13 protein-coding genes are annotated in these 14,078 nt (G+C 68.6%); 5 read left to right on the top strand and 8 right to left on the bottom strand.

Features of this window, described 5'->3' with window-relative positions; genetic code table 11:
* Positions 1–307: 307 nt before the first annotated feature.
* Positions 308–643, top strand: coding sequence for a hypothetical protein (locus HEP73_RS09575; RefSeq protein WP_221899428.1), 336 nt, complete (start codon positions 308–310; stop codon positions 641–643).
* A 273-nt stretch (positions 644–916) separates the two neighbouring features.
* Here HEP73_RS09575 and HEP73_RS09570 read toward each other — a convergent pair whose 3' ends face one another.
* Complete coding sequence (locus tag HEP73_RS09570; RefSeq protein WP_185822997.1) at positions 917–1,501, bottom strand: FMN-dependent NADH-azoreductase; 585 nt, start codon at positions 1,499–1,501, stop codon at positions 917–919.
* Positions 1,502–1,621: 120 nt separating this feature from the next.
* Here HEP73_RS09570 and HEP73_RS09565 point away from each other — a divergent pair, with 120 nt between their 5' ends.
* The 3 genes from HEP73_RS09565 to HEP73_RS09555 all read left to right on the top strand — a co-directional run bounded on the left by HEP73_RS09565 (position 1,622) and on the right by HEP73_RS09555 (position 4,096).
* The gene (locus HEP73_RS09565; RefSeq protein WP_185823367.1) at positions 1,622–2,650 is read left to right on the top strand and encodes a LysR substrate-binding domain-containing protein; all 1,029 of its coding nucleotides are present in this window, start codon (positions 1,622–1,624) and stop codon (positions 2,648–2,650) included.
* Between the two features lie 290 nt (positions 2,651–2,940).
* Positions 2,941–3,915 (top strand): GGDEF domain-containing protein, encoded by a 975-nt coding sequence (locus HEP73_RS09560; protein WP_185822996.1) that lies wholly within the window; start codon positions 2,941–2,943, stop codon positions 3,913–3,915.
* Positions 3,916–3,928: 13 nt separating this feature from the next.
* Positions 3,929–4,096, top strand: coding sequence for a hypothetical protein (locus tag HEP73_RS09555; protein WP_185822995.1), 168 nt, complete (start codon positions 3,929–3,931; stop codon positions 4,094–4,096).
* Positions 4,097–4,155: 59 nt separating this feature from the next.
* Here HEP73_RS09555 and HEP73_RS09550 read toward each other — a convergent pair whose 3' ends face one another.
* The 6 genes from HEP73_RS09550 to HEP73_RS09525 all read right to left on the bottom strand — a co-directional run bounded on the left by HEP73_RS09550 (position 4,156) and on the right by HEP73_RS09525 (position 11,897).
* A complete protein-coding gene (locus HEP73_RS09550) occupies positions 4,156–5,604 on the bottom strand; it encodes an efflux transporter outer membrane subunit (RefSeq protein WP_185822994.1) in 1,449 nt (482 codons plus the stop codon).
* Positions 5,598–6,332, bottom strand: a complete 735-nt coding sequence (locus HEP73_RS09545; RefSeq protein ID WP_185822993.1) for an SDR family oxidoreductase — start codon at positions 6,330–6,332, stop codon at positions 5,598–5,600. The genes HEP73_RS09550 and HEP73_RS09545 overlap by 7 nt, the downstream gene beginning before the upstream one ends.
* A 31-nt stretch (positions 6,333–6,363) precedes the next feature.
* Positions 6,364–9,534, bottom strand: a complete 3,171-nt coding sequence (locus HEP73_RS09540; RefSeq protein WP_185822992.1) for an efflux RND transporter permease subunit — start codon at positions 9,532–9,534, stop codon at positions 6,364–6,366.
* Between the two features lie 163 nt (positions 9,535–9,697).
* Positions 9,698–10,891 carry an efflux RND transporter periplasmic adaptor subunit gene (locus HEP73_RS09535; protein WP_185822991.1) on the bottom strand — a complete coding sequence of 398 codons (1,194 nt, stop codon included), beginning with the start codon at positions 10,889–10,891 and terminating at the stop codon, positions 9,698–9,700.
* Between the two features lie 11 nt (positions 10,892–10,902).
* Positions 10,903–11,676, bottom strand: a complete 774-nt coding sequence (locus HEP73_RS09530; protein WP_185816161.1) for an SDR family NAD(P)-dependent oxidoreductase — start codon at positions 11,674–11,676, stop codon at positions 10,903–10,905.
* Positions 11,673–11,897, bottom strand: coding sequence for a hypothetical protein (locus tag HEP73_RS09525; protein WP_185822990.1), 225 nt, complete (start codon positions 11,895–11,897; stop codon positions 11,673–11,675). Before HEP73_RS09525 ends, HEP73_RS09530 begins: the two co-directional genes overlap by 4 nt.
* A 128-nt stretch (positions 11,898–12,025) precedes the next feature.
* Here HEP73_RS09525 and HEP73_RS09520 point away from each other — a divergent pair, with 128 nt between their 5' ends.
* On the top strand, positions 12,026–13,123 hold the full coding sequence (locus HEP73_RS09520; RefSeq protein ID WP_185822989.1) for a LysR family transcriptional regulator: 1,098 nt from the start codon (positions 12,026–12,028) through the stop codon (positions 13,121–13,123).
* Positions 13,124–13,278: 155 nt separating this feature from the next.
* Here HEP73_RS09520 and HEP73_RS09515 read toward each other — a convergent pair whose 3' ends face one another.
* Positions 13,279–13,977, bottom strand: coding sequence for an OmpA family protein (locus HEP73_RS09515; protein ID WP_185816158.1), 699 nt, complete (start codon positions 13,975–13,977; stop codon positions 13,279–13,281).
* Positions 13,978–14,078 lie beyond the last annotated feature (101 nt).

The raw sequence follows: 14,078 nt of genomic DNA, 5'->3' as shown, positions 1-14,078 counted from the left end.
GAGCAATCGCGACGGCAGCATTCGCAGCGAACACCATCGCCCAGCACATCGATTCGACGCTGCACGTGAGCGGATCGAGGTGTTGTCAGTCGTTATGAGGAGCGCCGGTAGCGCACGGCGCAGCTGCAGGTTGCCAGACCGCACCGCGGTGGGCGCATCTGCAACGTATCGAAAGAAGATGGTCCAGCCGCGGATGCCTGCACCCTTGAAGCAGCCCTGAGATTTACCTACGGCCGCACAGCTGGTGAGGCAAGGATGCGGCAGGTACTGTTAGGAAGATGTCCTTGCGGCATGTCGGAACGACGACATGCGAGGAACGATGTCCGGACTTGCGTTGCGGATCCCACAATTGACGGCGCGTGGCGCTGTGCCGCTCGAAGAAACGCAGCCTGCCCAGGCCAGTGCCGGCGACATACCCATCACGCGCGGTCTGTACGGTGACGGCATCGATTGCCGACTCTGGTTCGCCATGCAACTGACCAACGAACAACTGCGCATTCTGCAAGACATTCATGCCACGAAGCCTGTCACCGAAGAAGAGGCGAATTGGGCCGTGCGCGAGAACTACGCCGCGCAAGGCGAAGACGGCGACATCGCGCTCAGCCCGCAAGGCATGCGCCTGATCGACGACGAAGCCAAGTAGAGCCGCCACAAAGCGGGATCCAGCGCCGGCAACGACCTCCCTTGGTGGCATGGACGCCATCGGATGGACGGGCGCATCCCGATCTCTTCGGCATGGCCCATGCAGCAGCATCGCCATGGCGGCCGTGTGAGCTCTTGCCGACGCCCTGCACAAGAAGTTCACCACCCCGGCGCATATACGAAAGCGGCCGGGCGTATTTGCGCCCAGCCGCTCTTGCCTCACCGACGCCCCCGCTCTACCGGAAGACTTTGCGGCAACGCGCGACGCGGCAGATCACGCCGCTTCGCGCAACAAGCCGCCGATGCCGGCGATCGCGCCGCCGATCGCCTGGGTGCGGTGATCGTCGCTCATCGCCACGCCTTCGGCGCGGACGAACTCGATGTCGGTGATGCCGAAGAAGCCGAACGCGGCACGCAGGTAGGTTTCCTGGAAATCGTTTGCCGCCGCCGGGCTGCCCGGGCTGTAGATGCCGCCGCGCGAAGACGCGACGATCACGCGCTTGCCGCCGGCAAGGCCTTCCGGACCGGCTGCGCCGTAGCGGAAGGTCTTGCCGGCCACGGCGAGGCGGTCGATCCAGGCCTTCAGCGAGCTGGCGATGCCGAAGTTGTACATCGGCGCGCCGATCACGACGACGTCGGCGCCCAGGAACTCTTCCAGTACCTGGCTGTTTTCGATGGCCGCCGGGTCGGCATCGCCGGCCGGCGGCGCCCAGTGGCTCAGCGGCGCGGCATGCACGTCGCGGTAGGCGACGTCCACGCCCGGATGCGCGGCGACGAACTCGGCAACGATGGCCGCGGTCAGGCCGCGCGAGACGGAATGCGCGCCGAGTGCGCTGCTGTCGATGTGCAGGAGTTTCATGGAGGTTCCTTTGCGTTGACCGCGTAGCGGCATGGCAAAGACGATACTCGCGAAACAATCGAACGATTAGTCCGCCTGAAGTACACTGATCGTTCGCAACGAGAAACGATGAGCCCGACGATGGACGGCGTCCTGCACGACCTCAACGATCTGTATTTCTTCGCCTCGGTGGTCGAACACGGCGGATTTTCCGCCGCCGGGCGCGCGTTGGGCCTGCCCAAGTCGCGGCTGAGCAAGCGCATCGCCCAGCTCGAGGAACGCCTCGGCGTGCGCCTGCTGCAGCGGACCACGCGGCGTTTCGTGGTCACCGAGGTCGGCACGCGCTTCTACCAGCACTGCCGCGCGGTACTGGAAGAAGCGCGCGCCGCGCAGGAGGCGGTCGACGAACTGCGCACCGAGCCGCGCGGCGTGGTGCGGGTCAGCTGCCCGGTGTCGCTGGCGCAGAACGTGCTGGGCCCGATCCTGCCGGCGTTCCTGCTCGAACACCCCAAGGTGCAGGTGCGGCTCACCGCGACCAACCGCCGCGTGGACGTGATCGGCGAAGGCTACGACGTGGCGATCCGCGTGCGCGACAAACTCGATACCGATGCCACGCTGGTGGTGCGCAGCATCGGCCATGCGCGCAGCATGCTGGTGGCCAGCCGCGCGTTCCTGGACACGCATGGCCGTCCGCAGACCCTGCAGGAGCTGGCCCAGTTGCCGGCGTTGTCGATGTTCGAGCACGAGGGCGCACAGCTGTGGGAACTGCTCGACGGCGACGGCAACAAGACCGCGATCGAGGTCGTGCCACGGCTGGTCAGCGGGGATTTCTCGGTGCTGATCGCCGCCGCCGTGCAACACTGCGGAGTGGCGCTGCTACCCGAGCAATACTGCGCCCCGCTGCTCGACAACGGCATGCTGGAATGGGTGCTGCCGGACTACAGCACCGCCCAGGGCCTGCTGCATTTCGTCTACCCGAGCCGCCGCGGCCTGCTGCCGGCGATCCGCAGCTTCGTCGACTTCCTGGCCGAACGCCTGCCGCAGGCCACGTTCCACCACGACTGCCAGCGGCTGGCGGCCGACCAGAGCCAGGCGGCCAGGCTGCAGATGGCCCGCGTCGCCGGCACCGTTCCCGCAGCGGCAGCGGTACCCGTGCCTCAGCGGGAGTGAAGTGCAAGGGCAACGCCCCCCCCACTGCGCCGGCTCACGCCTTTGCCAATTAAGGAGCATGGCGGATCGGCACGCGGCACCGCCCGAGGGCAAGGCCAGCTGCCCGGCGATCGGCCCGCCCTGCCGCACTCACACAGCCGATGCGGCGGACGGCACACAATTTGCTTCTCCACTGCGACCCTAACGCAGCGCGATGCCCGCATGCACGCCTTTCTCGCCTTTCTCCAGCCTGTCGTCGCCAGGCCGATAGCGCGCGCCATGCAGAGCGCCGCAAGGCCGTGAGCGCCTCGATGCGCCGGCACTTCCGGCTCGGCATCATCAGGATCCTGGGGCCGACCACGGCCGCGGTGCTGTTGCTGTTCGGGGCCTATCAGTGGCTGCAGGGCCATGCCTGGAGCGCCGCCGCCGGCGCCACGCTGGCCGGCCTGGCGGCGCTGGCGACGTGGCTGGCCTTGCGCCGCGGCGACGGCCGCATGGACCCGCTGCTGACCCTGAGCTGGTTGCTGGGCAGCGCATTGGCCAGCCATGCCCTGCAGCAGGCCGCGGTGCCGTGGCTGTACCTGGTGATGATGAGCAACTTCTTCGTGGTCGCGCGCGGCGTCGGGCTGGCCTGCAACGCCACCTTGATCGTGATCATGCTGGTCACCCCGGGCACCCTGCTCGGCGCCGAGCACACGTTCTCGCTGATCGCCGTGTCGCTGCTGATCACCGGCCTGGGCTACGTGCTGTCGCTGCGCCTGGAGGGCGACCGCGTGCAGCTGGAACAACTGGCGTCGCACGACGCGCTGACCGGGCTGCCGAACCGGCGCATGCTGGAACGCAGCCTGTCGCAGCGCGTGGCCGATACGCGCCGCAAGACGCGCCGGCATGGGCTGATCGTGATCGACATCGATCACTTCAAGGAAGTCAACGATCTCTACGGGCACGCCGCCGGCGACCGCACGCTGGCCGAGCTGGCCGCACTGCTGCGCTTCCAGGTGCGCGCGCCGGACGAGGTGTTCCGCTTCGGCGGCGAGGAATTCGTGGTGGTGACGCGACTGCAGTCGCGCAACGAGCTGGCCGCCTTCGCCAAGCGCCTGCACCAGGTCACGCGCGAGGCCTTGCGTGGCCCCGGCGGGCGCATCAGCGTCTCCCTCGGCGCGGCCATGCTGTGCGACGAGCAGCACTGGCAGGATTGGTTCTCGCGCGCGGACGCGGCGCTGTACCAGGCCAAGAACGGCGGCCGCGACACCTACGTGATCGCCGAGGACCTGATCCAGGAGTGAGCGATCGCGGTGCATGGGTGACGGCAGCATGATCGCATCGAGCCGGATGCCGATGCCACCGCCATGCGCGTTCTCGCTCTGCGCTGCCGCGCAGGCGCCGCGGCATTCCAGCCGCAGCGCCCTCGCCTGGCGCAAGCCGTCGGTCGCGATGGGCGTCGTTGCTGCGGCCCATCGCGACTGAAGCGGCTTCGCGCGGATCGATCCCGCGGCCTGTGACCAACCGAAAGCAGACGCCCGCCGTCAGTGCGCGACCGGCGCCGGCGGCGGCGTTGCCAGCGCCACCTCTGGCGGCAGCACCGCATCCTGGCCCCAGCCGCCGAGCGCCTTGTAGACCCGCACCACGCCGACGTTGACCGACGCCTCGGCGTCGGCCAGGGCATCGTCGGCGGACAGCTTGGTACGCTGCGTATCGAGCAGGGTCAGGAAATCTTCCGACCCTTCGCGGTAACGCAATTGCGCCAGCGCTTCGGCACGGCCGGCCGCTTGCGCCTGCTCGGCGACGATCGCCAGCCGCGCCTGCTGTTTGGCGTAGGAGGTCAACGCGTTCTCGGTGTCCTCCAGCGCGCCGAGCACCGCCTTCTCGTAGTCGGCGGCAGCACCGTCGGCCTGCGCCTCGCTGGCGCGCAACCGCGCCCGCACGGTACCGAAGTCGAACGCTGCCCAGCTGATCGACGGCGTCAGCGACCACGCCTTGCTGCTGCCCTGTAGCAGCGAGCCGGCATCGCCGGACAGGAAGCCGACGAAGCCGCTGAGGCTGATCCGCGGGAACAGGTCGGCGGTGGCCACGCCGATCCGCGCCGTCGCCGACGCCAGCCGGCGCTCGGCGATGCGCACGTCCGGTCGCCGGCGCAGCAACTGGGTGGTATCGCCCAGCGGCAGCGCGCGGGCGTAGGCCGGCGTCGCACGCGGCGCCAGCAGCTCGTCCAGCGCGCCGGGCGGGCGGCCCAGCAGCACCGCCAGCCGATGCCGGGCCTGCGCCTCGCTGACTTCCAGCAACGGGATGTCGGCCTCGATCGCCTTGAGCCGGGCGCGGCTGCTCTGCACGTCCAGTTCGCTGCCGGCGCCCAGCTGCCAGCGGGTCTCGGTCAGGCGCTGGGTATCGCGCAGGTTGTCCAGCGTGGTGCGCGCCACCGCGATGCGCTTCTGCGCGCCGCGCAACTCGAAGTAGTTGCGCGCCACTTCCGCGGCCACGGTGACCTGCGCATCGGCCATGCCGGCCTGCTCGGCTTCCAGGTCGGCGCGCGCCGCCTCGGTGGCGCGGCGCTGGCGTCCGAATAGATCGAGTTCCCAGCCGGCATCGAAGCCCAGGCTGTAGCTCTCGGTCAGCACCCGCGCGCCGCCGGCGTCCGCATCCGGCGCCTTGCCGCGGCTGTAGTCGCCGTTGGCGGTGACGTGCGGCGCCTGGTCCAGGCGCCGTTCGGCGAACACCGCGCGCGCCTCGTGCACCCGCGCCAGGGCGATGCGCAGGTCGAGGTTGGCGGCCAGGCTCTGGTGCACCAGCTGTTCCAGCACCGGGTCGTCGAACTGCGCCCACCACGACGCCACCGGCGAGGTGGTCGCGAACACCGGTGCCGCCGCGCCCTGCAGCGTCACCGGCGCCTGTTCCGGGGCGTGGTAGTTGGGGCCGACGCTGGCGCAGGCGCTGAGCAGCGCCAACGCCAGCGCGCCGATCGCGGGACGGATCACCATGGCAGCACCTGGCCCACATGGGTGTAGCTGCCGGTCGGGCCATCGGCGTCGAGCAGCGCCATCATCACGCTGCTGCGCGCGCCGTCGGCCACTTCCAGTTCGCCTTCGCCGGAATTCATGTCGGTCTTCACGTAGCCGGGGTGGATGGTGTTGACCTTGATCGGGGTGTCGCGCAGTTCGTAGGCCAGTTGCACGGTCCACGCGTTCACCGCGCTCTTGGACACGTTGTAGGCCGGTATCTTGAAGTCGTAGATCGGCGAGCCGGGCTGGCTGTGCAGGGCGAGCGAGCCGAGCAGGCTGGACACGTTGACGATGCGCGCGGCGGGCGCGGCGCGCAGCAGCGGCAGGAACCCCTGGGTGACCGCGATCAGGCCGAACACGTTGGTGTCGAAGGTCTTGCGCCAGGTGTCCTGGCTCTGCTGCGAGACCGCGAGTTTCATGTCGTCGATCATGATGCCGGCATTGTTGACCAGGATATCGAGCCGGCCGTGGCGCGCCTGCACCGCCGCCACCGCGGCGGCGATGCTGGCGGCGTCGGTGACGTCCAGGGTCAGCGCCTCCACCGGCAAGCCCTCGCCCTGCAGTTCCAGCGCGGCGGCGGTGGTGCGGGTGGAGTCGCGGCCGGCCAGCAGCGTGTGCACGCCGGCCTCGGCCAGCTGGCGCACGGTATGCAGGCCGATGCCGCGGGTGGCGCCGGTGACGAGGGCGATCTTGTGGGTCGTGTTCATGCGGATTTCCTAAAAAGGGGGAATGGAAGGATCAAGCGTGGGTCGGCGCATCGGCGTGCGCCGGCGCATGCGACACCAGGGGACGCCCGGACAGCTTGCGCAGGGCGACATAGAACACCGGGGTCAGGAACAGACCGAACAGGGTCACGCCGAGCATGCCGGCGAACACCGTGATGCCGGTGGCCGAGCGCACTTCCGCGCCCGCGCCGTGCGAGAACACCAGCGGCACGGTGCCGGCGATGAACGCGATCGAGGTCATCACGATCGGGCGCAGGCGCAGGCGGCAGGCCTGCAGCGCCGATTCGACGATGCCCTTGCCCTGCAGCTCTAGTTCGCGGGCGAACTCGACGATCAGGATCGCGTTCTTGCACGCCAGGCCCATCAGCACCACCAGGCCGACCTGCACGAACACGTTGTTGTCGCCGCCGGTCAGCCACACCCCGAACAGCGCCGACAGCAGCGTCATCGGCACGATCAGGATCACCGCCAGCGGCAGCGTCCAGCTTTCGTACAGCGCGGCGAGCACCAGGAACGCCAACATCACCGCCAGCGGGAACACCACCATCGCCGCCTTGCCCTGGCTCGCCTGCTGGTAGCTCAGGTCGGTCCATTCGATCTCCATGCCGTTGGGCAGCACCTGCTTGGCGATCTGGGTGAGCTTGGCCATCGCTTCGGCCGAGGACAGCATGCGCGCATCCGCCTCACCGGCCAGGTCGGCGGCCGGATAGCCGTTGTAGCGCAGCACCGGATCCGGACCGAAGGTCTGCTTGACCGTCACCATCGAGCCGATCGGCACCATTTCGCCGGCGGCGTTGCGGGTGCGCAGCCGCGCGATGTCCTCCACGCTCTCGCGGAACGGCGCGTCGGCCTGGGCGATCACCTGCCAGGTACGGCCGAACTGGTTGAAGTCGTTGACGTAGGTCGAGCCCAGGTAGGTCTGCAGCGTATCGAACAGATCGGTCAGGGCCACGCCCTGCGCCTTGGCCTTGACCCGGTCGACCTCGGCATCCAGCTGCGGCACGTTGGCCTGGTAGGTGCCGATCGGATAGCTCATGCCCGGGGTCTGCACCACCGCACCCTGCATCGCGTTGACCGCGTTCTGCAGCGCGCCGTAGCCCAGGTTGGCGCGGTCCTCGATGAACAACTGGTAGCCGTTGCCGTTGCCCAGGCCCAGGATCGGCGGCGGCATGAACGCAAACGCCATGCCTTCGCCCAGCTGCGAGATGCGCTGGTTGATTTCGGCGTTGATCTCCAGCGCGCTGCGATGGCGCTTGGCGAACGGCTTCAGGGTCAGGAACACCACGCCGGTATTGGGCGTGTTGGTGAACTGCAGCGCGTTCAAACCGGGGAACGAGATCGCATGCTCGACGCCGTCGGTCTGCATGGCGATATTGGTGACCTTGCGCAGCAACGCGTCGGTGCGTTCGAGCGAGGCGCCCTCGGGCAGCTTCACGCCGGAGATCAGGTACATCTTGTCCTGGGTCGGGATGAAACCGGCCGGCACCGCCTTGAACATCACGCCGGTGACCACCAACAGGCCGAGATAGACCACGAACACCACGCCGCGCCTGCCGAGGATCCGCGACACGCTGCCCTGGTAGCGTTCGGAGCTGCGGTTGAAGAAGCGATTGAACGGACGGAACAGCCAGCCGCCGAACAGGCGGTCCATCAGCCGCGACACCGCGTCCTTGGGCGCGTCGTGGGAGCGCAGCAGCAGCGCGGCCAGCGCCGGCGACAGGGTCAGCGAGTTGATCGCCGAAATCACCGTGGAGATGGCGATGGTGACCGCGAACTGCTTGTAGAACTGGCCGGTCACGCCGGACAGGAACGCCATCGGCACGAACACCGCGCACAGCACCAGCGCGATCGCCACGATCGGCCCTGACACCTCGCGCATCGCCTGATGCGCCGCGGCCAGCGGGGTCAATCCCTCCTCGATGTTGCGCTCCACGTTCTCCACCACCACGATCGCATCGTCGACGACGATGCCGATCGCCAGCACCAGGCCGAACAAGGTCAGCGTGTTGATCGAGAAGCCCAGCACGTACAGCGCGGCGAAGGTCCCCACCACCGACACCGGGACCGCGATCAGCGGAATGATCGAGGCGCGCCAGGTCTGCAGGAACAGGATCACCACCAGCACCACCAGCAGCACCGCTTCCAGCAAGGTGTGCACCACGGCGGTGATCGAGTCGCGCACGAAGATCGTGGTGTCGTACACCGCCTCGTACTTCACGTCGGCCGGGAACTGCTTGGTGAGTTCGTCCATCGTCGCGATCACCTGATCGCGGATCTCCAGCGCATTGGCGCCCGGCGCCTGGAAAATGCCGATGCCGACCGCGTTCTTGCCGTCCAGCTGCGAGCGCAGCGTGTAGTCGCCGGCTCCCAGTTCCAGGCGCGCGACGTCGCCCAGGCGCACGGTTTCGCCGTCGGCGCCGACCTTGAGCACGATGTCGCCGAACTCCTTTTCACTGCGTAGGCGGCCCTGCGCGTTGATCAGGGTCAGGAACTTGCTGTCCGGCATCGGCTCGGCGCCGAGCTGACCGGCCGAGACCTGCACGTTCTGTTCGCGCATCGCGGCGACCACGTCGCCGGCGGTGAGTCCGCGCGCGGCGATGCGTTCCGGATCCAGCCAGGCGCGCATCGCGTAGTCGCCGCCGCCGAACACCTGCGCATCGCCCACGCCCTGGATCCGTGCCAGCGCGTCCTTGACGTGCAGGCGCGCGTAGTTGCGCAGATACAGCGTGTCGTACTTGCCCTTGGGCGAAGTCACATGCACGACCATCAAGAAGGTCGGCGATTTCTTCTGCGTGGTCACGCCCTGCCGGCGCACGTCCTCGGGCAGGCGCGCCTGCGCCTGCGAGACGCGGTTCTGCACCTTGACCGCAGCGTCGTCGGCGTCGGTGCCCGGGCGGAAGGTGATGGTCATCTGCAGCACGCCGTCGGAGCCGGCCACCGACTTGATGTACATCATGCCTTCCACGCCATTGATCGCCTCTTCCAATGGCGTGGCGACGGTCTCGGCGATGACCTTGGGGTTGGCGCCCGGATACACCGTGCGCACGATCACCGACGGCGGTACCACTTCGGGGTATTCGCCGATGGGCAGCATCGGGATCGCGATCAATCCCGCGGCGAAGATGACGATCGACAGCACGGCCGCGAAGATCGGCCGGTCGATGAAGAATCTAGAAAAGTCCATGGGTGGTGGTCCTGGAAACTAAGGTGAAACGGATGGCCGAACAGGAATGCGGGCAAAGCGGCGGCGACGCCGGGCCACGACGGTGGCCCGACCTGCAAACACCGGCCGCCAGCGCGGCCGGTCTACGACGCTGTGCGCGCCTCCGGCGTCAGTCGGAGGCGACTCAGTCGAGGGCGACGGCCTTGCGTGCGGCGGCCGGCGAAGTCGTGGCCAGGGCCACGGACTTGGCCTGCACCGGCATGCCCGGCATGAACACTTTCTGCACCCCGTCGACGATGACCCGGTCGCCGGCGTTGAGCCCGCCGAGCACGATGCGCAGGCCTTCGGCGCTGCGTCCCAGCTGCACGTCGCGACGCTGCGCCTTGCCGTCCTTGTCGACGACGTAGACGTACTTGCGGTCCTGGTCGGTCAGCACCGATCGGTCGTCGATCAGCAGCGCGTTGAAGCGGCCGCTGCCGAGCAGGCGCACGCGGGCGAACAGGCCCGGGGTGAAGCTGCGATCGGCGTTGTCGAGCACGGCGCGCACGCGGATGGTGCCGGTGCTGCTGGTGATCTGGTTATCCAGGAAATCGACCTTGCCGGCGTGCGGGAACCCGTCCTCGCCGACCAGGCCGACCTGCACCGGCAACTGCCCGTCGCGTTCGCTGGGCCGCTCGCCCTTGCGCGCCATCTGCGCATAGCGCAGGAAGGTGCCTTCGTCGGCATCGAAGTACACATGCACCTTGTCCAGCGACACCAGCGTGGTCAGCACGCTGGCGCTGTCGCCGGCGCTGACCAGATTGCCGGCGGTGACCAGGGCGCGGCCGGCGTGGCCGTCGATCGGCGCGCGGACCTGGGTCCACTCCAGATTCAGGCGCGCGGTGTCCACCGCGGCCTGCGCGGCGAGCACGTCGGCCTCGGCCTGGTCGGCGGCGGCGTGGCGTTGCTCCCAGGTCTCGGTGGAGATCGCCTGCTGGTCGGACAGTTTCTTGGCGCGTGCCGCCTCGCTGCCGCTGAGCTTGGACTGGGTCCGCGCCCGCGCCAGTTCGGCGTTGGCGCGCGCCAGTTCGGCGCGGTAGCTGCGCGCGTCGATGGTGAACAGCACATCGCCCTTCTTCACCTCCTGCCCTTCGACGTAGTTGACCTTGTCGATGTAGCCGGACACGCGCGGGCGCAGGTCGACGTGTTCGATCGCCTCGACGCGGCCGCTGAACTCGTCCCACTGGCTGATTTCCTTCTGTAGCGCAGGCGCCACGCCGACCGCCGGCGGCGGCGGCGCGCCCTGCTGCTCGGCCTTGCCGCCGCAAGCGGCCAGGGCCGCGGCCAGCAGCGCGATCGCCAGCGGGCGCAAGGCGCGCGACGGGGAATGGAATGACATCGGAATCGGGTTCATGGAGAAACCTCGTGAGTGGAAGGAGAAAAATGCGGTGCGGTCATCAACGAGGTGCGTGGATGCGCGTAGTGGTGTTTGTCGATGTCGACGATGGCTTGGCCCGGCACGCCGGCGTCGGCCAGCAGCGCCACCGCGGCACGGCCGACGCTGAGCGTGGTGAACCATTCCGGGCAGGCGTCGGCGCCGGCTTCGCTGCTGCAGACCGGATGGGTCAGCGACAGCAGTTGCACGCGCACGCCCAGCGGCTTGGCTTCTTCGTGCAGGACCTGGGCGAGCATGCGGATCGAGGCCGCGGCCACCGAGCTCTCGCCATGCCCGGCCCAGGCGCGCAACGCGCACGGGCTGCCGAGCAGGATGTAGCGGCCGCCGCGCTCGGCCTGCGCCAGCAGCGGCAGCAGGTGCCGGGCCGCGGCCAGATGCGGCAGCAGGTCCGCTTCCATGCGCCGGCGCAGCGCGGTCACCGGCTGGTCCAGCAGGCGCCCGCAGCGCAGCGGGCTGCCGAGGCTGGCGACCACCCCGGCCAGCGGCCGCGGCCGCTGCGCCACCGCCGCTGCCAGGGCAGCGGCGGTGGCGTCGTTGGCGGCCGAGCCCTGCAGCACGTCCAACGCCGGTTCGTCGCTGTAGCGGTCGCGCAAGGCGCGCAGCCGGCCGCGGTCGCGCGCTACGGCCACGACCGGACTGCCGGCTTCGAGCAAGGCGCGGACCACGCCCAGCCCGATGTTGCCGGTGCCGCCAAGCACCAGCACCTCCGGGTCCAGCGTCCCGCTCACGGGACTTTTACTCCCGCAAACGGGACAATCGCAATCCGGCCGAGTCGGCCGCTGCCGCGCTGGCCGAGCTGCATCGAACTGCCGGCCTGGCTGCGCGGCGGCGGGGTGAATTCACGAAATGCCTTGAGGTAACCGGTTTCCAGCGCGTCGATGGGCGTACCATCGAGCCGATTCGGGCGACGGACGCCGACGAGAAACTGGAACAGAGTGCGCAACAGCATGAGCAAATGGCCTGGGTAGCGGCGAATGCGTACAAATTAGGCGTCAAAGCCGCACTTGATTAGTCCGAATTAAGGGGAATAATCGTCCCGTCACCGGTCCAATCGCTCTCACTCCTCAGGAACCCGCCATGACCCACGATCTGAACGACACCCTGATCTTCGTCAAGGTGGTCGAACAAGGCAGCTTCATCGCCGCAGCCAACGCGCTCGGCCTGCCCAAGACCACCGTCAGCAGAAAGGTGCAGGATCTGGAGGCGCGCCTGGGCGCGCGCCTGCTGCACCGGACCACGCGCCGCCTCGGCCTGACCGAAGCCGGCGCGGTCTATCACGAGCATTGCCAGCGCATCGCCCGCGAACTGGAGGAAGCCGAGAGCGCGGTCGGGCAGCTGCAGGCCGGCCCGCGCGGCTGGCTGCGTTTCAGCGTGCCCTACTCCGCCGGCATTTCCTGGGTGGCGCCGATCCTGGGCGAATTCCACAAGCAGCATCCGGAAGTGCGCCTGGAAATGGTCATGACCAGCGACAAGGTCGATCCGATCGCCGAGGGTGTGGACGTGGCCCTGCACATGGGCGCGCTGCTGGATTCGACCATGGTCGCGCGCAAGCTGGCCACCTTCCGCACCCAGGTGTTCGCCAGCCCCAACTACATCGAACGCCACGGCGAGCCGCTGCATCCGGACGACCTGCAACACCACCGCACGCTGGCGCTGAGCAATGGCCGCAACGGCAACAACCGGCTCAGCTGGCCGCTACGCAACGGCAAGCAGAGCGGCGACTTCGCGATCCAGCCGATCCTGGTCGCCAACGACTCGGCCGCGCTGATCGGCGGGTTGGTGTGCGGCGAAGGCCTGGTGCTGGCCAGCGATGCGACGATCAAGCCGCTGATCGAAGCCGGCAAGGCACGCCGCGTGCTCGGCGGCTGGGTCGGTCCGGACCTGGATTTCAACGCGGTGTTCCCGGGCGGACGCATGCTGTCGCCGAAGGTGCGCGCCTTCGTCGATTTCCTGGTCGACAAGCTCAACTTCGACGTCAATTACATGCTGGCGCAGTGCCCGGTCAAGCTGGCCGCGCAACACGCCGACAGCGGAGCCGAGTTCACCCTGTGCAGCGGCGTGGCGATGAACACCCAGACCGTGGCGTTGCCGCAGTTGGCCGAACTGCCGTTGCTGGAGGAGGCGCAGGCGGAGCAGGAGCAGGAGCAGGAGCAGGAGGAAGAAGCGCTGGTCTGAGCAGGCGGGCGCGCAGCGACCGCGGCAGCTGGCCGCGGCCCTGCGCGCGGCGAGTTCGGGACGACTTTGGAACACGCCGGCGCGCAGCTGGCGCACAACGCGAAACGGGCCGCATCAGCGGCCCGTTCGCATTTTGCGGGGTGGGCAGGCGCCGCTCAGGAGCGCAGCGGCACCACGCGGATCTCGACCCGGCGGTTCTGCGCGCGACCGGCCTCGGTGCTGTTGTCGGCGATCGGGTACTTCTTGCCCGCGCCCAGCGTCTCGATACGTTCGCGCTGCACGCCTTGCGCGGTCAGGTACGCCGCCACCGAGGCGGCACGCTGCTCGGACAGGCGCTGGTTGACCGCGTCGCTGCCGATGCTGTCGGTGTGCCCGACCACTTCGATCATGGTCTGGTTGTATTCGCCCAGGGTCGAGGCCACGCCGTTGAGCGCCGAATAGAACTGCGGCTTCAGCGTGGACTGGTTGAAGTCGAAGGTGATGCCGTCGGGCAGGTTCAAGGTGATGTTGTCGCCGTCGCGGCGCACGTCGATGCCGGTGTTGGCGGTGCGCTCGCGCAGCGCACGTTCCTGGCGATCCTGGTAATTGCCGATCGCCGCGCCGCTGAGCGCGCCGATGCCGGCGCCGATCATCGCGTGCTGGCGGCGCTCGGTGGCGCTGCTGCCGCTGAGCAGGCCGGCGGCGACGCCGACCGCGGTGCCGATCAGCGCGCCGCGGCCGGTGCGGTTGTTCTGCTGTTCGGTCGGATTGCCGTATTGGTCGCGCTGCACGTAGGAACCGCCGGTGGCGCAGGCGGACAACAGCAGCGCGCTGGCCAGCGCCACGGACATGCCTTGGATCACGGTGCGTTTCATCGCGCTCTCTCCCACATCTGGATTGAAGTGGCAGCAAGCATAAACAAGCGCCTGCGAGACGGGCATGAACGCCACGCCGGTCGCGCTGCGCGCCAATGTGC

It is taken from the genome of Xanthomonas sp. GW (genome assembly GCF_014236815.1).
GTDB lineage: Bacteria > Pseudomonadota > Gammaproteobacteria > Xanthomonadales > Xanthomonadaceae > Xanthomonas_A.
This window is presented reverse-complemented; position numbering and strand designations above follow the sequence as displayed.